We start from the raw sequence: 19,561 nt of genomic DNA, 5'->3' as shown, positions 1-19,561 counted from the left end.
TCTGGCTGCGTTTTGCTTACAGCGGTAGGCCGGCCTTAATCCGGTACTGGTTATGCACCGGGTTGGCGTATTGCAGGATCAGGTAGGGTTGCTGCTCGCTTGGGCACTTGGCCAGGCGTTGTTGCCATTCGTTTTGCGCCGCACTGAGTTCTGCCGCAGGGAATAGCTCGGTAGCGCTGGGTACGGCTAGTTCAGGGTCGCGATCAGCCCACATGGCATAGGCCAGGTAGTGCACGGGAAACAGCCGATAACCCGTGAGAATCTGCCGGTCCATTTCCGCTGCCAGCAGTTTGCTGTCTTCCAGGCCCTGGCTGACCGGCGCACCGAAGTGCACATGCACGCGGCCTTTGTAGCCAGTAATGCCGAGGGCGATGCTCTGGTCATCCTCGCCTGCCACCTTGGTGTAGCTGCCACTGCTGGCGCGGATAAACAACTCGCGAGCCTTGGCTTGGTCGCAGGGGTCGTACTCGTAGCTGATCGATACCGGGGTCAGGCGCAGGGCGTTGATCACCTCGGCGAACGGCTCGCCCTTGCGGCTCATATGGAACATCTTGAGGATCGCCGAATCGGTGCGGTCATCACCATCCTTGGCACGGCCTTCGGCCTGGGCGATCCAGATCGACTCGCCATCATTGCGGATCGAGTGATTGATATAGGCCGACAGCAGCTGATAGGCCGCCAACTTCTCGCGCCGCCCGCTGATCGAGCGGTGCACGATAAAGCTCTTGTTCAGGCGCATCAGGTCGCTGACGAAGGGCTTTTGCAGCAGGTTGTCGCCAATCGCGATGCGCGGCGTCGGCAGGCCTGCGTGGTACACCGCGTAGTTGACGAACGCCGGGTCCATAACGATGTCGCGGTGGTTGGCGAGAAACAGGTAGGCCTTGCCGGCCTGCAGGTGCTCGATACCGGAATAGCTCACACCATCGGTGGCCTGCTCAATGGTACGGTCGACATAGCTCTCGATTCGCGTCTGCAATTGCGCCACTGAACTCACGTCGCGAAACTCAAGACGCAGGCGATAGGCTATAAGTGGTTTAAGCAGCCAGCCCAGCGAAGATGCCAGGCGCGGGAAGCGGAACTGAGTGAGGATGCCGAGAAACGCATCGTCGGCCAGCAGGCGCGCCAGCACGGCAGGGACTTCGGCGTCGGCGTAAGGTCGGATGGCATCGAATTCGCCCATCATGCTCTCTTGTTGTGGTTGGCTGTGGAGATGCTCACTGCGCTGGTCGCCACGCGTGACAATGGATAGTACGCGACTGCAGGGCCAGCTATAGACCGGCGATTATAACGCCAAGTCACAAGGAGACAGCGATGCTGGAAAGCCAGGACTACCAATGCCCCTACTGTGGCGAACAAGTTGAGGCGTTACTCGACCTGTCGGCCGGCGATCAGCAGTACATCGAAGATTGTCCGGTGTGCTGTCGGCCTATCGTATTTTCGCTGCAGACCGATGGCGAGGACTGGAGCCTGGACGTGCGCGGGGAGAATGACTGATGCAGCGAATCTACGAGCCACAGGACCTGATGGAAGGCGAGTTGCTGCTGGGGATGTTGGCCAGTGAGGGAATCGAGGCTTATCTGACCGGGCAGCATCTGGCTGGCGCAGTGGGCGAGTTGCCTGCCTGTGGCTTACTCGGGGTGATGGTTGAGGATGACCAGGCGCACAGCGCACAACAGCTGATCGCCGCGTACAATACCGCGCAGCCGCTGCCGACGGATGAGCCTGAAAGTTTCCAGGGCTCGCTGCTCTGCTAGATCTAACCTAGCGGCGTATCTGACTTACTGCTTGCTGGCCGCCTGGTCGGTACATTGACTGCTGAACGTTATCGAGTTGCTCATGTGTGGACGTTATGCCCTGTTCCGTTGGACGCCTGCATTTGCGGCGATTCCCGGTTTCCCCGCTGACCAGTTACCGCACTGGAGTATTTCGCCCAATAGCCAGGTGTTACTACTGCGCAACGTCGATGGCGAGCGCCAACTGACGCGGGCACGCTGGGGGCTGACACCACCCTGGTTGACTGACCTGACCAAAACCCCCGCCCAGGCCCGAGCAGAAACCCTGGCCGAGCAGCCGATGTTTCGTGAGGCGTTTCGCCTGCGTCGCGGTCTGCTGCCAGCTAACGGCTTTTACGAGTGGCGGGGCACCGCACGCAAGCGTCCGTACTGGCTCACTGGCGAAACCACGCCGCTGTATTTCGCCGCCCTGTGGGAGGCCTACCCGGTAGAGGGGTGTGTATACCTGAGTGCGGCGGTAGTGACCCAGGCTGCGGCCAGCCAGCGTCGACCGCTGATTCTTGATGAGGCAGGGCAAGCGACCTGGTTAGCCGCGGATACCTCGCCAGCTGAATTACAGGCTCTACTGGCGAGCCCGCCGCTAGCGCTGCGTGAGCGGGTATTGGCCAACTTGATCAATGATCCTAAGTTGGACGCGCCAGAGTGCCTGACGCCGGCTTAGATCTTAGGTGTGGATGAATAAAAAGGGCGGACTGCAGTGCAGTCCACCTTTTTATTGCAGATTGATCAGACCCTGAACTGGTTGATCAAGCGACGTTGCTGTTCGGCCAGTTTGGTCAACTCGGCGCTGGCCTGGCTCGCCTCGTCGGCGCCGCCGGCCACTTCATTGGCCACCTGGCCGATATTGGTGACGTTGCGGTTGATGTCTTCGGCCACTGCGCTTTGTTCTTCGGCGGCGCTGGCGATCTGCGTATTCATGTCGTTGATCACCGATACAGCCTGAGTAATAGACTCCAGTGCCTCAGCTGCCTGGCTGGCCTGTTGCACACTGACCGCAGTCTTGCTCTGGCTGTCTTCCATGACCTTAACCACATCACGTGTGCCCTGCTGCAGTTGCTGGATCATGGCCTGGATTTCTTCAGTGGCTTTCTGGGTCTTCTGCGCCAGGTTGCGTACTTCATCGGCGACCACCGCAAAGCCACGCCCCTGTTCACCGGCGCGGGCCGCCTCAATGGCGGCGTTGAGCGCGAGCAGGTTGGTCTGCTCGGCAATTCCGCGGATGGCGACCAAGATGGCGTTGATGTTCTCGCTGTCTTTAGCCAGTGTTTGCACCACTGTCACCGCGCGGCCGATTTCCTGTGCCAGTGCGGCAATTGCATCCGCTGTGTGCTGCACGGTTTGTTTGCCCTGGTTGGCAGATCGATCCGCATGATTGGCGGCTTCTGCTGCATGGGTGGCGTTGCGTGCCACATCCTGGGCGGTGGCGGTCATTTCATGCACGGCGGTGGGGACCAGTTCGATCTCCGCTAGTTGTTTCTGCACGCCAGTGTTGGTGCGGATAGCAATGTCAGCTGTGTGTTCGGACGAGTCGCTGACCTTCTGCACCGAGCTGACCACCTGGGTAATCATGTTCTGCAGCTTGCCGAGGAAGGTATTGAAACCCTTGGCAATATCACCCAGCTCATCGCTGCGGTTCACCTCCAGACGGCGGGTTAGGTCACCCTCGCCCTGAGCGATATCGTCAAGCATGCTCACCATCTGCCTCAGTGGCTTGGCGATGCCGCGGCTGACCAGCCAGATCACCAGTAGTCCTAACGCAGCAATCAGCAGGCCGACCAGGGTCATATTCAGGGTGTCAGCTTGACGCTGGTTGGTGAGGTCGCCGTGCAATTGCTGCAATTCGGCCATTACGGTGTTGAGCGGCAAGACCAGCATCAGGGTCCAGCGCGCATCGGTATCACCTATGCCGAAGGAGAGGAACAGCTCGATATGGCTCTCGGCTGGATTAGCCTCTTGGTGGATGTCGTAGATGATCTGCCCAGGTTTCAACTGCCTGAGGTTTTCCAACTCGTTGGCATCCAGCAGTTCGGTGGCAGGGCTGCCCAGTTTGTCTGGTGCTTGGGTCGATGCCACCAGGCGGCCGTGGCTTGAAATTAGCGCCATTTCACCTGCGCCGTCATACAGCTGATTGTCAGCGTTGACCAGCAAGTCCTGGATAAAGTTGACGCCCAGATCGGCGCCGACCATGCCCTTGAAGCTACCGTCGATAAGAATTGGGCTGACGAACGACGCCAGCATCACCATCTTGCCTCCCATCTCATAAGGTGCGGGGTCGATCACGCAGGCCTTTTTCGCATCGCGTGGGCATAGGTAATACTCGCCAGCGCGCACGCCGGTGGGTAGCGGCTTCTCGTTCTCCAGGTCGGTCAGTAGCTCCTGGGCCAGGCTGCCGTCATCGTTGCGATACCACCAGGGAATAAAGCGGCCGCTTTCGTTAACCGCCGGATTGCCAATGCCGGCGTAGATGGCGTCGCTGTCATCCAGGCCGTTGACGGTCCAACCGATATAAGAGCCAAGCAGCTTAGGGTGCTGCACCAAGATTTCGCGGGCCAGGTTGTTGAGCTCTTCGCGGCTCATGGAAAGCATGGCGCTGCCGTCCTCAGTCTTCAGGCTAAGTAGACGGTTGGTGTTGGCCAGCTCGGCGGTGATCATCAGTGGGTATTCCAGCTCGGCCTGGATCTGCAGCGTCTGTGTCTGCGCCAGAGCGCTCAGGCGCTGTTTGATCACCTGCTCAAGCAGGTCTTGGGTGCGCGCCTGAGTCAGTTCCTGGCTGCGGCCGCTGGCGTACAGCGCATACAGAATCAGGGCTACAACGATGGCCAGGATGCTGGCACCAGCGAGAGTGGCAATGGTGGTCTGGATCGAGCGAAATTTCATGGAAGCTCCACACAGGAAAGAGTTGCCGTGACTGCTTATCGGCTGCCGGGGAGAAAATCCTTAATCGCCTATCTAACTAAAGATTGCTTGCCTGCATTGAGCAAGCTTGTAGTTGTCCGACGCTGCTCAGCCGCCTAGGATGTCGCAGTTTTCGTAAGGAGTATTAACATGGCCAAATTGTTACCCCTCGCCGCGTTGAGCACGGCCCTGTTGCTGGCGGGATGCCAGGCTGTAAACACCACCAGTGGCGGCGCCGTAGGTGTTGAGCGCAAGCAATACATGTTCAGCATGCTCTCGACCCAAGAGGTCAATCAGATGTATGCGCAGTCTTATCAGCAGACCCTTGGCGAGGCGTCCAGCAAGGGCGCGCTGGATAAAACCAGTTATAACGCCAAACGCCTGCGCACGATTGCCAATCGCCTGATCAAGGAAGCCCCGTTGTTTCGCCCCGATTCGGCGCAATGGCAGTGGGAGGTCAACCTGATCAAGAGCCCTGAGCTGAATGCTAACTGCGGCCCGGGCGGTAAGATCATTTTCTACAGCGGGATCATCGACAAGCTCAAACTTACTGACGATGAAATCGCCGCGATCATGGGCCACGAAATGGCCCATGCACTGCGTGAGCACAGCCGTGAGTCCATGTCTAAAGCCTATGGTGTTGAGCTGGCCAAGCAGGGTGCCGGTGCCTTGCTGGGGCTCGGTTCCGACAGTTTGGCGCTGGCCGATGCCGCCGTGCAGTACGGCATGATGCTGCCAAACAGTCGCGGCAATGAGAACGAGGCGGATCTGATTGGCCTGGAACTGGCGGCGCGGGGTGGCTACAACCCCAATGCCGCCGTCACTCTGTGGCAGAAGATGGCCGCCGCCAATGAAGGCGCACCACCTGAATTTATGAGCACGCACCCCTCGTCAAGCAGCCGCATTGCCTCTTTGCAGGCGGCGATTCCCAAGGTGATGCCGCTGTATGAACAGGCGCGCTAAAGCGCGGTAAACAATAAAGCCCCGATTGGGGCTTTATTGTTGAGCGTTATATGTTCAGGGCAGCGCCTTGGCAGCAAAGGGTTGGGTGGCCAGGCCCAGTTGTGAGCGGAAGCTCTCCATGTCGAACATAGTGCAGATTTCCTGGATTTCATTGCCCGGGGTAATGGTCCAGAAGGCCATGGCCGAGATGCTCAGCACCTTGTCACTGGGCGGGTAGCCGAGCGCGGGTTTCTGGATGGTGCCGATCAGGGTGCTCCAGGTGACAACCTTGTTGTCCTCGGCAATGCACTCTTCGACTACTACCTGCAGATCCGGCATGGCGTGGCGGATGTCCTTGACCATCTGGGCAAATGCAGGGCTGGTCAGTGGCTTGCCGATAAACGAACTCTTATAGAGGAAGTCTTTGCTGTGCAGTTGCTCGGCCAGTGCGGTACGGCCTTTATTCCACGACAGGTCGATGTGGTGGCGTACCAGTTTTTTCCGATCATCCAGTGACATTGGTGCTCCCTGACGGCTGAGTGGGCAGAATGTTGCGCACTGTAGCAGCCGTCTGGAAGCTGGGGTATTGGCCGAAACGCCAGTGTCCTGGCGTCAACTTGATGTCAAATAGCCCCGCTGAATTTCAGTGCCTGATAACCCGCATAAACCGCCAATGCTGCAAAGGAACAGGCTGCCACACGGCGGATCAGCGTCAGCGGTAGACGTTCCGCTGCGAAATTGCCGGCCAACACCACCGGCACGTTGGCAATCAGCATGCCGAGGGTGGTCCCGATGACCACCAGGATAAAGTGCGGGTACTGCGCGGCGAGCATTACGGTTGCGACCTGGGTTTTGTCACCCATTTCCGCGAGGAAGAACGCGATCAGGGTGGTCAGAAACGGCCCGTAGCGCTTGAATTTGGAGCTTTCATCGTCATCCAGCTTGTCGGGGATCAGCGTCCACAGCGCTACGGCAACAAAGCTGGCAGCCAGCGTCCAGCTCAACGTGGCGGGGGAGAAGAAGCTGGCAACCCAGTTACCGATAGCGCCGGCGGCGAAATGGTTGGCCAGGGTAGCGACCACGATGCCGCAGATAATCGGCCAAGGTTTGCGAAAGCGTGCGGCCAATAGCAGAGCGAGCAGCTGCGTCTTGTCGCCGATTTCGGCCAGGGCAACGATTAGGGTTGGAACGAACAGGGATTCGAGCATCAGGCTTTCCTAAAGGGGCGGGTCGACACGGCTATGACACGTACAGCCTTCCCGCCCCGGGTAAGGTGTGCGTGTCATAGGTCTTGTCAAACCGCAGGCTCCACTGAGTGGGCCTTGGGTCGCACGCACCATGCTCTGCTGAGCAAGTATGTTGACGCGTGCCGGGCGAGCTGGCGCTCGCGGGAGACTACTCCCCTAGGACGCGCGCATTCTGCCCGCGCATCCGTGATAGGGCAAGCTCCGTTTAACCTTTGCTGGCGCGGTAGATGCGAAAGCCCTTGGCGTCGGCCAGGGTCTGGCAAGGGCCAAGGTGCTGTTCGATCAGCGGTGGATATTTGAGAAAACTGTTGGCAACCAGGCGCAATTCGCCTTTGCTGGCCAGGTGCCGGCTGGCCTGGCGCAGCAGGTGCTCGGTGGCCTGATAGTGCGTGTGTACGCCCTGGTGAAAGGGCGGATTGCTGAGGATCGCATTCAGGCCCTTGGGCGCGGCATCGATACCGTCACCATTGATCACGTTGGCTTGCAGGCCGTTGGCGGCGAGGGTCAGGCGGCTGCTCTCGACGGCGAAGGCGTCCACATCCAGCAGGGTGATCTGGCTGTCCGGGTAGCGGCGCTTCAGAGCAGCACCCAGCACACCGGCTCCGCAACCGAAATCCAGGATATGCCCGCTGGGTAAACCATCAAGGTTTTCAAGCAGCAGCGCGCTGCCAACGTCTAAGCGGCCGTGACTGAATACTCCTGGCAGGCTGAGTACCTGCAGCGGCCCGTCGCTCAAGGTGAGTTCGTAGCGTTGCGCCAGGTTGAGCAGATCCGGCGTGGCGGGGGGCTGCTCGACCCGCACTTGCCATAGCTGGCAGTGCCGCGCACTGTCGAGCTTGCGTGCCCGGCCGAAGGTCGCCAACTGCTTGGCCGCGCGTTCAATGCCTGCGCGTTTTTCACCGACCAGAAACAGCTCGCGGCCGCCTAGGCGTGCCGCCAGGGCATTGAGCAGGTATTCGGTCAGCTCGCGGGATTTCGGCAGGAACAGTACAGCCGCCTGAAAGTCGCGCTCACCAGGCTGAGTGCCAAAGTGGCAGCGATTGCTGAAACGTGTATCCAGCAACGCGTGCTCGCCGGTATGCCAGCTCCAGCCTTGTGCGTCGGGGAATTGGCCGAGCAGGTCATCCGCCGGCAAGCCGGCAAACAGCAGCGGGCCGTTGAATAGATCGGCTTGGCGCAGCAGTACTTCGCTTCGCGGGTCCATAAGCGCTCCTCGAAAAAAGTCGCGTAGATTAGCTGACAACGCGCATGGGCGTGCCGTTGAAGAATGCCTGGGCGTTTTCACTGAGCTGGCCGACGATGCGTTGCCGCGCTTCGCGGCTGCCCCAGGCGCTGTGCGGGGTGATGATTAGCCTTGGAATATCGGCGGCGAGCAAAGGATTACCGTCTTTCGGCGGTTCCTGGGTCAGCACGTCGGTTGCGGCGCCGCCCAGGTGACCTGCGCGCAGGGCGTCAGCCAGGGCCTGCTCGTTTATCAGGCCGCCGCGGGCGGTGTTGATCAGAAAGGCTGTGGGCTTCATCAGGTTGAGTTCGCGGGCGCCAATCAGATTCAGGGTGTCGTTGTTCAGCGGGCAGTGCAGGCTAAGCGCATCGACCTGAGGCAGCAGCTCATCCAGTGGTAGGCGGTCGGCACGGGCTGGTCGGCCGGGCAGTTGACCGAGTAGTACGCGCATGCCAAAGGCTTCGGCCAGTCTGGCGACTGCGCTGCCCAGCTCGCCATGGCCGAGCAGGCCGAGGGTCTTGCCGTGCAGTTCGATAATTGGATGGTCGAGCAGGCAAAACTGCTGCGACTGTTGCCAGCGGCCGGCGCGAACGTCCTGCTGATAATCGGGCAGGCGGGTGGCCAGCGCCAATAGCAGCATGAGGGTGTGTTGGGCCACCGATGGCGTGCCGTAACCCTGGCAGTTGCTCACGATTACCCCGTGAGCGCGGGCGGCGGCCAGGTCAATCGGGTTGGTGCCGGTGGCGGCCACCAGCACCAGTTTCAGCTCTGGGCAGGCGGCGAACACCTCGGCATTCAGAGGCACCTTGTTGCTGATCGCCACTTGTGCGCACTGTAAGCGCTCGATAGTTTGCGCCTGGGTGCTATGCGGATACAGCTGCAGGTCGGCAAAGCAGGCGTTGAGGTTGGACAGGTCGAGGTCGCCCAGGTCGAGTGAGCTATGGTCGAGAAACACGGCGCGGTGACTGTTACTCATCAGCTGTATCTATCCTGAGGGTTTGGGCGGGGAGTATGGTGGCGAGCCTAACAGAATCATTTCGACGTCGCGGAGCCGCCCCATGTACTGGACCGAGTTTTTAGCTGTGGCCCTCATTCACTTGCTGGCAGTGGCCAGCCCTGGCCCGGACTTCGCGATTGTGGTGCGCGAAAGTGTGGCTCATGGGCGGCGTGCCGGCATCTTCAGTGCGATTGGCGTGGGCTGCGGGATTTTTATCCATGTGGCTTATTCGCTGCTGGGTATCGGTCTGATCGTGTCGCAGTCGATTGTGCTGTTCAATGCGCTGAAATGGCTGGCCGCGGCTTACCTGCTTTACATCGGCATCAGGGCGCTGCGCGCCAAACCGGCAAGCCCGAGCGAAGCCGAGTTGAGTCTTGACGAGGGCGCGCGTTCACCGCGCGCTGCCTTTGTCGCTGGCTTTGTGACCAATGGCCTTAACCCCAAGGCCACGTTGTTCTTTCTGTCGTTGTTTACCGTGGTGATCAACCCGCATACGCCGCTGTCAGTTCAGGCCGGCTATGGCGTTTACCTGGCGGTGGCCACGGCGCTGTGGTTCTGTATGGTCGCGCAACTCTTCAGTCATCAGCGCGTGCGTGCGGGTTTCGCGCGCATGGGGCACTGGTTTGATCGGCTGATGGGCGCGGTGCTGGTAGGGCTCGGGGTGAAGTTGGCCTTCAGCGAGTTGCGCTAGGCCAGGCGCTGGAATGAAAAAGCCCCGCAGTGCGGGGCTTTTTTGCGAGCGCAGAGTCGATTTATTCGTCTTTACCTTTGCTGCGCATGGCGCGCTGCACTTCGCGGTCGGCGTCGCGTTCTTTCTCGGTGTGGCGCTTGTCGAAGTCCTTCTTGCCCTTGGCCAGGGCAATCTCGCACTTGATCAGGTGCGCCTTCCAGTAAATCGACATCGCTACGCAGGCATAGCCTTTCTGCTGCACGGCGCCGAACAGCTTGTCCAGCTCACGCTTGTTCAGCAGCAGTTTGCGGGTACGGGTCGGGTCAGCGATCACATGGGTGCTGGCCGCCGTCAGCGGGGTGATGTGGCAACCCATCAGCCAGGCTTCGTCGTTTTTCAGCAGCACATAGCTGTCAACCAACTGGGCCTTGCCGGCGCGCAGACTTTTCACTTCCCAGCCGGCCAGGACCAAGCCTGCCTCGAACCTGGATTCGACGAAGTAGTCGTGCATCGCCTTCTTGTTTTGCGCGATGGTGCCTTGCGGGTGTTTCTTTTGTTTAGCCATAGGGCGCGCATTATAGGGAGTCACTGGCGCGGACGCTATGTGTGCGGCAGTGCAAAATCAGCTTTGCCAGGCGCCAGATGGTGTACGGCGCCGGCTGCGCTTGAGCCGCCCTGGCGAATCCCCGACAATGCGCGATCTTTTTTAATAGAGCAGGCTAGCCGAGCATGGCGAACGATAAGGTTTCGATACACGGTGCCTGGGCCAGTCGTTGGGTGTTTATTCTGGCGGCGACCGGGTCGGCTGTCGGGCTAGGTAATATCTGGAAGTTCCCCTATATGACCGGCATGTACGGTGGCGGGGCTTTCGTGATGATGTACTTGGTGTGCATTTTCATGGTCGGCTTGCCGATCATGCTTGCGGAAACCCTGATTGGTCGGCGCGGCCGGCAGAGCCCGGTGAATACCCTTAAAGCCCTGGCCATCGAATCAGGCGCATCGCCGAAATGGTCCTGGGCGGCGCTGGTGGGGATGGTTGCCGCTCTGCTGATTCTGTCTTTCTATAGCGTAGTGGCTGGTTGGTCGCTGGATTACATCCTCAGCATGGGCGGCGGGCAGTTTGCTGGCGTGAGTGCCGAGGGCGCTGGCGCGGCGTTTGGCGCGCTGACGGCGGATCCCTGGCGGCTTACCCTGTGGCATACGCTGTTTATGCTATTGACCGGCTTTGTAATCGCCCGTGGCGTGGTGGCCGGCCTTGAGCGCAGCTTGCGCATCATGATGCCACTGCTGTTTGTGCTGTTGCTGGTGCTGCTGGGTTACAGCATGACCACCGGTCACTTTATGCAGGGCTTCCACTTTCTCTTCGATTTCCAGCCGGATCGCGTACTCGATGGCGTGCTGGCCGCCATGGGTCATGCCTTCTTTACCCTGAGCGTCGGTGTGGGCGCGATCATGGTCTATGGCTCATATATGCCGAAGCACGCCTCGATTGGCGGCACCATTCTCACCGTCGGCATTCTCGATACTCTGGTGGCATTGACGGCCGGTATGGCACTGTTTCCCATCGTTTTCGCCGGTGGCCTGGAGCCTGGCGCAGGGCCGGGGTTGATGTTTGTCACTCTGCCGGTGGCGTTCGGCAATATCGCCTTTGGCCAGGTGATGGGCACGCTGTTCTTTATTCTGGTGTTGATCGCGGCCTGGACCTCATCGATCTCCATGCTGGAGCCAGCAGTGGCCTACTTGGTCGAGCGTACCAAGCGCAGCCGTGTGCTGGTGACCAGCGTGTTGGCGTTCCTCTGCTGGGTAGTCGGCATGGGCACGGTGCTGTCCTTTAACCTGGGCGCGGAAGCGAAGTTCTTTGTCTTCGCCGAGGATGGCTTCCACCTGCTCCAGTGGGGCGCAGAGGGCGGGCGGAATTTCTTCGATACTATCGATTACCTGACCAGCCGCATTCTATTGCCGTTCGGTGGCCTGGCGTTCGCCATATTTGCTGGCTGGGTGCTTAAGCGTGAGGCAGTGCGCGAAGAGCTGGCGATGAAAAGCCCGCTGCTATTCAACGTGGTGTATTGGTTGATTCGTGTGGTCGCGCCAATTGGTGTGCTGATCGTATTTGTCGCAGAGCTGAGTAAATGATCGCCTGCATCCTGTTTAGCCAAGTGGTTGGGTTATGAGTACTCATATTCAGCGTTCGGCGCTGCTGCCTTATCCCGCGCGGGCGCTGTTTGATCTGGTCAATGATGTGGCCAGTTACCCGCAGTTCCTGCCCTGGTGTTCGGCCAGCGAAGTGCTTGAGTCGAGCGACACGCATATGCGCGCCAGCCTGGCGGTGGCCAAGGGAGGCTTGAGCCAGCGCTTTGTCACGGCTAACACGCTGGTGCCGGGTGAGCTGATCAAGCTGACTCTGGTTGAGGGGCCGTTCACCCAGCTGTATGGACATTGGGAGTTCAAGGCGCTGGGCGACAAGGCCTGCAAGATCAGCTTGGATCTGACCTTCGACTACGCCGGGCCGCTGGTCCGGGCGACCCTCGGGCCGCTGTTCAATCAGGCCACCAATACCCTGGTCGATGCATTCTGCCAAAGGGCTAAGCAACTCTATGGATAAGCCGAATATCGTGGTCGAGGTGGTCTACGCCCTGGCTGACAAGCAGAAGCTGCTGCGCTTGAGTCTGCCTTATGGCACTAATGTGCGGCAGGCGGCCGTGCAGTCCGGCATGCAGGCGCATTTTCCTGATCTTGACCTGCACAGCAGTCCGCTGGGGATCTTCGGCAAGGCAGTGAGCAAGCCTGATGAGCGTGTGCTGGAGGACGGTGAGCGGGTGGAAATCTACCGGCCGCTGATTGCCGACCCGAAAGAAGTGCGCAAGCAGCGCGCTGCTAAAGCGGCGCAAGCCAAAGCGGAGGATGCTGCGCAGTAGCGGCTGAGTATGCCAGCAGGGATGCAGGTATAAAAAAAGCCCGGACATGTCCGGGCTTTTTTATCAGCAAATATTACTGTGGTGTGCTTTCCAGAGGTTCTGGAGTCGGCACTGGTACGACTTTCACGTCGTCCACTTCGCGTTGAATCTGTTCAAGCAGTGAGCCTGGAGCGGGTTTCTCTTCTACCTGAGGGCGCTGTGTGGCTTGTGGCGTGGTAACGCCGCTGTCTTCGCCCAGTATGGCCTGGTCGCGGCTGACGCCCGGCATGAAGTCGCCAGACAGGCCGACCAGTTGGTCGTCAGCGCCGAAGTTCACGCTGACGCGCTCTTGGAGGCGCTGACCGCCACCCGGCTGAATGCTGTACAGATAATCCCAGCGATTGGCGTGGAAGGTGTCAGTAAGCAACGGGTTGCCCATGATAAACCGCACTTGCTTGCGGGTCATTCCCGGCCGCAACTGGTCTATCATGTCCTGCGTGACGACATTGCCCTGTTGGATGTCGATTTTATAAACCCCGGGGAATGAACAACCGGCGAGTGCGAGTAGCCCCGTAAGGGTGAGGCTGGTCAGCAGCAGTTTGGTTTTTTGCATCGGTGGGCGACTTCCACTATCTTGGCTGGGCAATATAACCCCGGATCATACCCGCATTAAAGGAAGCTGCGAAGCCGCTTCCGTGAGAAAGCAGACCATGGTTGAAAATAGCGAACTACGCAAGGCTGGCCTGAAAGTGACCCTGCCACGGGTCAAGATACTGCAAATGCTCGACTCTGCCGGTCAGCGTCACATGAGTGCTGAAGATGTCTACAAGGCATTGATGGAGGCGGGTGACGACGTAGGTCTGGCAACGGTGTACCGCGTACTGACCCAGTTTGAAGCAGCAGGTCTGGTGGTTCGCCACAATTTCGATGGCGGTCATGCAGTCTTCGAATTGGCGGACAGCGGCCATCACGACCATATGGTCTGTGTCGACTCCGGTGAGGTGATCGAGTTCTTCGATGCCGAGATCGAAAAGCGTCAGAAAGAAATCGTCAAAGAGCACGGTTTTGAGCTGGTTGATCACAATCTTGTGCTGTACGTGCGCAAGAAGACCTGATTGATGCTGGCATGACAAAGGCGACCCTAGGGTCGCCTTTGTGCTTTTTAGGATCTGTGTAATCAGGCTTGGGCGCTGCCGACCATCTGCCGGGCATGGGCCAGTGATTCCTCGGTGAGATCTACGCCGCCGAGCATGCGGGCGATTTCCTCGACCCGCTGCACAGGGCTCAGTTTGCTCACTGCGGTGCGGGTAGCATCGCTTTCACGCACCTTGTGCACGAACAGGTGCTGATGCCCTTGCGCGGCAACTTGCGGCAGGTGAGTGACGGTGAGCACCTGGCCGCGTTCGCCCAAGCGGCGCAGTAGCTGGCCGACCACTTCGGCGGTAGGACCGCCGATGCCGACGTCGACTTCATCGAATACCAGGGTTGGCACCCGCGAGGTTTGCGCGGTGATCACCTGAATCGCCAGGCTGATGCGCGACAGTTCGCCACCCGAGGCGACCTTAGCCAGGGCTTTCAGCGGTTGGCCAGGGTTGGCGCTGACCAGAAATTCCAGCTGTTCCAGGCCGTTGGGGTGTGGCTCACTATTGCTGTTGGCGCTGAGCTTGATGTTGAAACGCCCGCCGGGCATGCCCAGCGTCTGCATTTCCTGCTCGACAGCAGTGGCCAGTTGGTCGGCAGCGTTATTGCGCAGAGTGCTGAGTTCCGCTGCTTTTTCCTGGTAATGCCGTTCGAAAGCGGCCAGTTCATCATTCAGACGTTCGGCGGCCTGGTCGTCGGCGTTGAGGCTTTCCAGTTCTTCGAACAACTGTTGCTGCATGGCGCCCAGCTCGGTTGGCTGGATGCGGTGCTTGCGCGCCAGGGTGTAGATCGCATCCAGACGTTCTTCCATCTGCCGCAGGCGTTCAGGGTCGGCGTCGAAGTGGTCGAGAAAGCGGTTCAGTTCGCCGACGGCTTCTTCTACCTGGATCTGTGCGCTGGCCAGCAAGTTGGTGGCTTCGCTCAGTGCGCCAGGCTGGCCTTGAAAGGCGCCGAGGCGATTGAGGCTGTTGGTCAGGGCGGACAGCACGTTGCCGGCGTCATTCTCGCTGCACTGCTCAATCACCAGTCGGCAGGCACTGAGCAAGCTTTCAGCGTTGGTCAGGTTCTTGTGTTCCTGTTCCAGGTTGTCCAGCTCGTTCTCGCCCAAGGCCAGGTTGTCGAGTTCTTCCAGCTGGTAACTAAGCAGTTGATGGCGTGCGCGCTGTTCGTCGCCGATGCTGGAAACCCGCTCCAGCTCGCTCTTGGTCTGTTTCCAGCGCTGCGCGGCGAGCTGCACCTGGCGCGCCAGTTCCTGGCTACCGGCGTATTCGTCGAGCAGGCGGCGGTGGGTTTCGGGCTTGAGCAGGGACTGATGTTCATGCTGGCTGTGGATATCGATCAGCAGTTCGCCGAGGGCCTTGAGGTCACCTTGTGGGCTAGGCGCGCCGTTGATATAGCCACGCGAGCGGCCCTCTGCGGTGATCACGCGACGGAGGATGCACGGGCCGTCATTGTCCAGATCACGCTCGGCCAGCCAGGCGCGGGCTTCGGGGATGTCGTGCAGGTCGAAGCTGGCGAGTATGTCCGCCTTGTCCGCGCCGGGACGCACCACGCCACTGTCGGCGCGATCACCTAGGGTCAGGCCGAGGGCGTCGAGCATGATCGACTTGCCGGCGCCGGTTTCGCCGCTGATTACGCTCATGCCGGCGTCCAGCTCTAGATCAAGGTGTTCAACGATGGCGTAGTTGTGTACGGACAGGTGCACCAGCATGGCGAGGGCCTCCCAGGTTCATGTCTGTTTATTTATACAGTGTTTTTTTGTGGGCTGACAATCCGTCTGCTGTCCTTGAAACCACATTTTTTGACCCCATATAGCGGTCAGGCACGTGAGTTAAGGCTCGCGTCGGATTTTAAGAGGAGAGACGCATGGCTGACGAACAGACCCTGGATACGCAGAACCCCGATGTACAAACAGCTGCCGAAGCGGCTGCGGGTGATGACCTGGTTGCCCGCGTGCAAGCGCTGGAAGAACAACTGGCCACTGCGCAGGATCAGTCGCTGCGCATGGCTGCCGATCTGCAGAACGTGCGCCGCCGCGCTGAGCAGGATGTGGAGAAAGCGCACAAGTTCGCTCTGGAGAAGTTCGCCAACGATCTGTTGCCGGTGGTGGATAGCCTGGAGCGTGGCCTTGAACTGTCGAATCCTGATGATGAGGCGATCAAGTCCGTACGTGAAGGCATGGAACTGACGCTCAAGCTGTTCGGCGACACCCTCAAACGCCACCAGCTGGAAGCGATTGATCCGCATGGCGCGCCGTTCAACGCTGAGCACCATCAGGCGATGGCGATGCAGGAAAGCACCAGCGTTGAGCCTAACAGCGTGCTCAAGGTGTTCCAGAAGGGCTACATGCTCAATGGTCGTCTGCTGCGCCCTGCCATGGTGGTGGTCAGCAAGGCGCCGGTAGAAGTGCCGCCATCGATTGATGAGCAGGCTTGAAATTCGCCGAGCTGCCCCCATTAAACAGTCAAGCGTTTTAGTGCTACCGCCGCTGACAACGATCAGCGGCGGGATTATCAAAGTTTCGGGAGAGTAAAAGATGGGCAAAATTATTGGTATCGACCTGGGGACCACCAACTCGTGCGTCTCGGTTCTGGAAAACGGTGTCGCCAAAGTTATCGAAAACGCTGAAGGCGCGCGTACTACGCCGTCGATCATCGCGTATGCCAACGACGGTGAAATCCTGGTTGGCCAGTCGGCCAAGCGTCAGGCAGTGACCAATCCGCACAACACCCTGTATGCGGTGAAGCGTCTGATTGGTCGTCGTTTTGACGAAGAAGTCGTGCAGAAAGACATCCAGATGGTGCCTTACAAGATTTCCAAGGCAGATAACGGTGATGCTTGGGTTGAAGTGAACGGCCAGAAAATGTCGCCGCCACAAATCTCGGCTGAAATTCTGAAGAAAATGAAGAAAACCGCTGAGGACTACCTCGGTGAGGCGGTGACCGAAGCGGTGATTACCGTGCCGGCCTATTTCAACGACAGCCAGCGTCAGGCCACTAAAGACGCCGGCCGTATTGCCGGTCTGGACGTCAAGCGCATCATCAACGAGCCGACCGCAGCTGCTCTGGCTTACGGCATGGACAAGGCCAAGGGTGACCACACTGTTATCGTTTATGACTTGGGTGGCGGCACCTTCGACGTTTCCGTAATCGAAATCGCCGAAGTTGATGGTGAGCACCAGTTCGAGGTGTTGGCCACCAACGGTGACACCTTCCTCGGTGGTGAAGACTTCGATATTCGTTTGATCGACTACCTCGTTGACGAATTCAAGAAAGAAAGCGGCATGAACCTCAAGGGTGATCCGCTGGCCATGCAGCGCCTGAAAGAAGCCGCTGAAAAAGCCAAAATCGAACTGTCTTCGAGCAATTCGACCGACGTCAACCTGCCGTACATCACTGCAGACGCCAGCGGTCCTAAGCATTTGAACGTAAAAGTCTCCCGCGCCAAGCTCGAAGCGCTGGTAGAAGACCTGGTTCAGCGCACCATTGAACCTTGCCGTATTGCGCTGAAAGACTCCGGTATCGACGTTGGCGCGATCAACGACGTGATCCTGGTCGGTGGCCAGACCCGTATGCCGTTGGTGCAGAAGCTGGTCACTGAGTTCTTCGGTAAAGAAGCCCGTAAAGACGTTAACCCGGACGAAGCTGTGGCCATGGGCGCTGCCATCCAGGGCGCGGTACTGTCGGGTGATGTGAAAGACGTGCTGCTGCTCGACGTTAGCCCGCTGACCCTCGGTATCGAAACCATGGGCGGCGTGATGACTGCGTTGATCGAAAAGAACACCACGATTCCAACCAAAAAATCGCAAGTGTTCTCGACTGCCGACGATAACCAAGGCGCCGTGACTATTCACGTACTGCAGGGCGAGCGTAAGCAAGCCAGCGGTAACAAGTCGCTGGGTAAATTCGACCTGGCTGAGATTCCGCCAGCGCCGCGTGGCGTGCCGCAGATCGAAGTGACTTTTGATATCGACGCTAACGGCATTCTGCATGTTGGCGCGAAAGACAAAGCCACTGGCAAGACTCAGTCCATCGTGATCAAGGCCAACTCTGGTCTGTCTGAAGAAGAAATTCAGCAGATGGTCCGTGACGCCGAAGTCAACGCCGAGGAAGATCGCAAGTTCGAAGAGCTGGCGACCGCACGCAACCAAGGGGATCAGCTGGTGCACGCCACCCGTAAGATGATCACCGAAGCTGGTGACAAGGCTACCGCTGACGAGAAGACTGCTATTGAAGCTGCGTTGAGCGCGCTGGAAGTAGCAGTGAAGGGCGACGACAAGGCTGAAATCGATGCCAAGATGACCGCGCTGTCCGAAGTGACCGCACCACTTGCGCAGAAGATGTATGCCGAGCAGCCGCAGCCAGGTGCGCAAGCCCCGGATGCTGAGCAAGCCAAGGACGCAGGCGACGACGTGGTCGACGCTGAGTTCGAAGAGGTCAAAGACAACAAGTAAATAGGCGCAAGCTTATGCCGCTCTGGCCGGGCGCGACGCGAGTCGCGCCCGGCATGATCCGCCGCGCGGGAGCTTGCTCCCGCGTTGGCGTGTCTGGAGTAGACGATTTAAAGGTGTTGAAGACTTATGGCTAAACGCGATTTTTACGAAGTGCTCGGTGTCGAGCGCGGTGCCAGCGAAGCGGAGCTGAAAAAAGCCTACCGCCGTCTGGCCATGAAGTACCACCCGGACCGTAACCCTGACGATAAGGCCTCGGAAGAGAAGTTCAAGGAAGCCAACGAGGCTTACGAAGTGCTCTCTGATGCGGGCAAGCGCTCGGCTTACGATCAGTACGGGCATGCCGGTGTCGATCCGCAGATGGGCGGCGGTGGCGGCCCGGGCGGGGCGAACTTCTCCGATATCTTCGGCGATGTATTCAGCGATTTCTTCGGTGGTGGCGGCCGTGGTGGCCAGCGCGGTGGTGCACAGCGCGGCAGTGACCTGCGCTACACCCTGGAACTGGATCTGGAAGAGGCAGTGCGTGGCACTACGGTGACCATTCGCGTACCGACCCTGGTCAATTGCAAACCTTGCGATGGTTCGGGCGCGAAGAAGGGCACCACGCCGGTGACCTGTACCACCTGTGGCGGTATTGGTCAGGTGCGCATGCAACAGGGCTTCTTTTCGGTGCAGCAGACCTGTCCGCGTTGCCACGGCAGCGGCAAGATGATCACCGACCCTTGCGGCTCCTGCCACGGTCATGGCCGGGTAGAAGAACACAAGACTCTGTCGGTGAAAGTCCCGGCTGGCGTCGATACCGGTGACCGCATTCGTCTCTCTGGCGAAGGCGAGGCGGGTGCCATGGGTGGCCCGGCTGGCGATCTGTACGTGGTGGTGAATGTGCGCGAGCACGCGATCTTCCAGCGCGACGGCAAGCACCTGTACTGCGAAGTGCCGATCAGCTTTGCCGATGCGGCGCTGGGCGGCGAACTGGAAGTGCCGACCCTAGATGGTCGGGTCAAGCTGAAGATTCCGGAAGGCACCCAGACCGGCAAGATGTTCCGCCTGCGTGGCAAGGGTGTGGCGCCCGTGCGTGGTGGCGGTGCAGGCGATCTGATGTGCAAGGTCGCGGTGGAAACTCCGGTGCATCTGGATAAGCGTCAGCGCGAACTGCTCGATGAGTTCCGCAAAACCCTGGAAGGCGACAGCTCGCATTCGCCGAAGGCCAATGGCTGGTTCGAAGGCGTTAAGCGCTTCTTTGGCGACCTGTAAATTCCGCTGACAGGCTGCGCCGTCGCTGAGCGGCGGCTGCAGCCTGGGGCGACAGCT

At 59.4% G+C, this 19,561-nt stretch carries 21 protein-coding genes, 1 pseudogene and 1 riboswitch; of the genes and pseudogenes, 12 read left to right on the top strand and 10 right to left on the bottom strand.

Going from position 1 to position 19,561, the window contains the following annotated elements:
• Window positions 1–16 precede the first annotated feature (16 nt).
• On the bottom strand, window positions 17–1,183 hold the full coding sequence (locus ACIGEK_RS21395; RefSeq protein ID WP_397495251.1) for a 1-acyl-sn-glycerol-3-phosphate acyltransferase: 1,167 nt from the start codon (window positions 1,181–1,183) through the stop codon (window positions 17–19).
• 128 nt (window positions 1,184–1,311) lie between these two features.
• Between ACIGEK_RS21395 and ACIGEK_RS21390 the strand changes: the two genes are divergently transcribed.
• The 3 genes from ACIGEK_RS21390 (at window position 1,312) to ACIGEK_RS21380 (ending at window position 2,454) form a co-directional block, all read left to right on the top strand.
• Complete coding sequence (locus ACIGEK_RS21390) at window positions 1,312–1,494, top strand: CPXCG motif-containing cysteine-rich protein (protein ID WP_090375916.1); 183 nt, start codon at window positions 1,312–1,314, stop codon at window positions 1,492–1,494.
• Window positions 1,494–1,754 (top strand): putative signal transducing protein, encoded by a 261-nt coding sequence (locus tag ACIGEK_RS21385; protein WP_397495250.1) that lies wholly within the window; start codon window positions 1,494–1,496, stop codon window positions 1,752–1,754. The genes ACIGEK_RS21390 and ACIGEK_RS21385 overlap by 1 nt, the downstream gene beginning before the upstream one ends.
• An 82-nt stretch (window positions 1,755–1,836) precedes the next feature.
• Window positions 1,837–2,454: an SOS response-associated peptidase gene (locus ACIGEK_RS21380; protein WP_397495249.1), complete on the top strand. Its 618-nt coding sequence runs from the start codon at window positions 1,837–1,839 to the stop codon at window positions 2,452–2,454.
• A gap of 65 nt (window positions 2,455–2,519) precedes the next feature.
• On the opposite strand, the gene ACIGEK_RS21375 is transcribed toward ACIGEK_RS21380, so the two are convergent.
• Both ACIGEK_RS21375 and ACIGEK_RS21370 read right to left on the bottom strand, forming a co-directional pair.
• Entirely contained in the window at window positions 2,520–3,362 is an 843-nt protein-coding gene (locus ACIGEK_RS21375) for a methyl-accepting chemotaxis protein (RefSeq protein WP_397495361.1), read from the bottom strand.
• A gap of 15 nt (window positions 3,363–3,377) precedes the next feature.
• Window positions 3,378–3,578 (bottom strand): annotated as a pseudogene (locus ACIGEK_RS21370) (HAMP domain-containing protein); the annotation flags it as partial.
• Between the two features lie 1,260 nt (window positions 3,579–4,838).
• On the opposite strand from ACIGEK_RS21370, the gene ACIGEK_RS21365 reads away from it, so the two are divergent.
• Window positions 4,839–5,651, top strand: a complete 813-nt coding sequence (locus ACIGEK_RS21365) for a M48 family metallopeptidase (RefSeq protein ID WP_397495248.1) — start codon at window positions 4,839–4,841, stop codon at window positions 5,649–5,651.
• A 54-nt stretch (window positions 5,652–5,705) separates the two neighbouring features.
• On the opposite strand, the gene ACIGEK_RS21360 is transcribed toward ACIGEK_RS21365, so the two are convergent.
• From ACIGEK_RS21360 to ACIGEK_RS21345, 4 genes are all read right to left on the bottom strand, one after another.
• Window positions 5,706–6,149, bottom strand: a complete 444-nt coding sequence (locus ACIGEK_RS21360) for a ketosteroid isomerase-related protein (RefSeq protein ID WP_397495247.1) — start codon at window positions 6,147–6,149, stop codon at window positions 5,706–5,708.
• Window positions 6,150–6,253: 104 nt separating this feature from the next.
• Window positions 6,254–6,838 (bottom strand): TMEM165/GDT1 family protein, encoded by a 585-nt coding sequence (locus tag ACIGEK_RS21355; protein ID WP_397495246.1) that lies wholly within the window; start codon window positions 6,836–6,838, stop codon window positions 6,254–6,256.
• 76 nt (window positions 6,839–6,914) lie between these two features.
• Window positions 6,915–7,046: riboswitch (yybP-ykoY riboswitch) on the bottom strand.
• 36 nt (window positions 7,047–7,082) lie between these two features.
• A complete protein-coding gene (locus ACIGEK_RS21350; protein WP_397495245.1) occupies window positions 7,083–8,081 on the bottom strand; it encodes a methyltransferase in 999 nt (332 codons plus the stop codon).
• A 28-nt stretch (window positions 8,082–8,109) separates the two neighbouring features.
• Window positions 8,110–9,075: a 2-hydroxyacid dehydrogenase gene (locus tag ACIGEK_RS21345; protein ID WP_397495244.1), complete on the bottom strand. Its 966-nt coding sequence runs from the start codon at window positions 9,073–9,075 to the stop codon at window positions 8,110–8,112.
• A gap of 82 nt (window positions 9,076–9,157) precedes the next feature.
• Between ACIGEK_RS21345 and ACIGEK_RS21340 the strand changes: the two genes are divergently transcribed.
• Window positions 9,158–9,787 (top strand): LysE family translocator, encoded by a 630-nt coding sequence (locus ACIGEK_RS21340; RefSeq protein WP_397495243.1) that lies wholly within the window; start codon window positions 9,158–9,160, stop codon window positions 9,785–9,787.
• A 61-nt stretch (window positions 9,788–9,848) separates the two neighbouring features.
• Here the strand turns inward: ACIGEK_RS21340 and smpB are convergent, their stop codons facing one another.
• The gene (gene smpB / locus ACIGEK_RS21335) at window positions 9,849–10,331 is read right to left on the bottom strand and encodes an SsrA-binding protein SmpB (RefSeq protein ID WP_090255207.1); all 483 of its coding nucleotides are present in this window, start codon (window positions 10,329–10,331) and stop codon (window positions 9,849–9,851) included.
• A 164-nt stretch (window positions 10,332–10,495) separates the two neighbouring features.
• On the opposite strand from smpB, the gene ACIGEK_RS21330 reads away from it, so the two are divergent.
• From ACIGEK_RS21330 to ACIGEK_RS21320, 3 genes are read left to right on the top strand one after another with little or no spacing between them, the layout of a single operon-like run.
• Window positions 10,496–11,899: a sodium-dependent transporter gene (locus ACIGEK_RS21330; RefSeq protein ID WP_397495242.1), complete on the top strand. Its 1,404-nt coding sequence runs from the start codon at window positions 10,496–10,498 to the stop codon at window positions 11,897–11,899.
• 34 nt (window positions 11,900–11,933) lie between these two features.
• Window positions 11,934–12,368: a type II toxin-antitoxin system RatA family toxin gene (locus ACIGEK_RS21325; RefSeq protein ID WP_275961702.1), complete on the top strand. Its 435-nt coding sequence runs from the start codon at window positions 11,934–11,936 to the stop codon at window positions 12,366–12,368.
• Window positions 12,361–12,681, top strand: a complete 321-nt coding sequence (locus ACIGEK_RS21320) for an RnfH family protein (protein ID WP_397495241.1) — start codon at window positions 12,361–12,363, stop codon at window positions 12,679–12,681. Before ACIGEK_RS21325 ends, ACIGEK_RS21320 begins: the two co-directional genes overlap by 8 nt.
• 73 nt (window positions 12,682–12,754) lie before the next feature.
• On the opposite strand, the gene ACIGEK_RS21315 is transcribed toward ACIGEK_RS21320, so the two are convergent.
• Window positions 12,755–13,273 carry an outer membrane protein assembly factor BamE gene (locus ACIGEK_RS21315; RefSeq protein ID WP_397495240.1) on the bottom strand — a complete coding sequence of 173 codons (519 nt, stop codon included), beginning with the start codon at window positions 13,271–13,273 and terminating at the stop codon, window positions 12,755–12,757.
• A gap of 97 nt (window positions 13,274–13,370) precedes the next feature.
• Here ACIGEK_RS21315 and fur point away from each other — a divergent pair, with 97 nt between their 5' ends.
• Entirely contained in the window at window positions 13,371–13,775 is a 405-nt protein-coding gene (gene fur, locus ACIGEK_RS21310) for a ferric iron uptake transcriptional regulator (protein ID WP_136665255.1), read from the top strand.
• 62 nt (window positions 13,776–13,837) lie between these two features.
• On the opposite strand, the gene recN is transcribed toward fur, so the two are convergent.
• Window positions 13,838–15,511, bottom strand: a complete 1,674-nt coding sequence (gene recN, locus ACIGEK_RS21305) for a DNA repair protein RecN (RefSeq protein WP_397495239.1) — start codon at window positions 15,509–15,511, stop codon at window positions 13,838–13,840.
• A gap of 155 nt (window positions 15,512–15,666) precedes the next feature.
• On the opposite strand from recN, the gene grpE reads away from it, so the two are divergent.
• The 3 genes from grpE (at window position 15,667) to dnaJ (ending at window position 19,504) form a co-directional block, all read left to right on the top strand.
• Complete coding sequence (grpE, locus tag ACIGEK_RS21300) at window positions 15,667–16,236, top strand: nucleotide exchange factor GrpE (RefSeq protein WP_397495238.1); 570 nt, start codon at window positions 15,667–15,669, stop codon at window positions 16,234–16,236.
• A 100-nt stretch (window positions 16,237–16,336) separates the two neighbouring features.
• Window positions 16,337–18,253: a molecular chaperone DnaK gene (gene dnaK, locus ACIGEK_RS21295; RefSeq protein ID WP_397495237.1), complete on the top strand. Its 1,917-nt coding sequence runs from the start codon at window positions 16,337–16,339 to the stop codon at window positions 18,251–18,253.
• 126 nt (window positions 18,254–18,379) lie between these two features.
• Window positions 18,380–19,504 carry a molecular chaperone DnaJ gene (gene dnaJ, locus ACIGEK_RS21290; RefSeq protein WP_397495236.1) on the top strand — a complete coding sequence of 375 codons (1,125 nt, stop codon included), beginning with the start codon at window positions 18,380–18,382 and terminating at the stop codon, window positions 19,502–19,504.
• The last annotated feature ends 57 nt before the right edge of the window (window positions 19,505–19,561 follow it).

The sequence above is a fragment of the Pseudomonas sp. NPDC079086 genome, from assembly GCF_044542155.1.
In the GTDB taxonomy this organism is placed as follows: domain Bacteria; phylum Pseudomonadota; class Gammaproteobacteria; order Pseudomonadales; family Pseudomonadaceae; genus Aquipseudomonas.
This window is presented reverse-complemented; position numbering and strand designations above follow the sequence as displayed.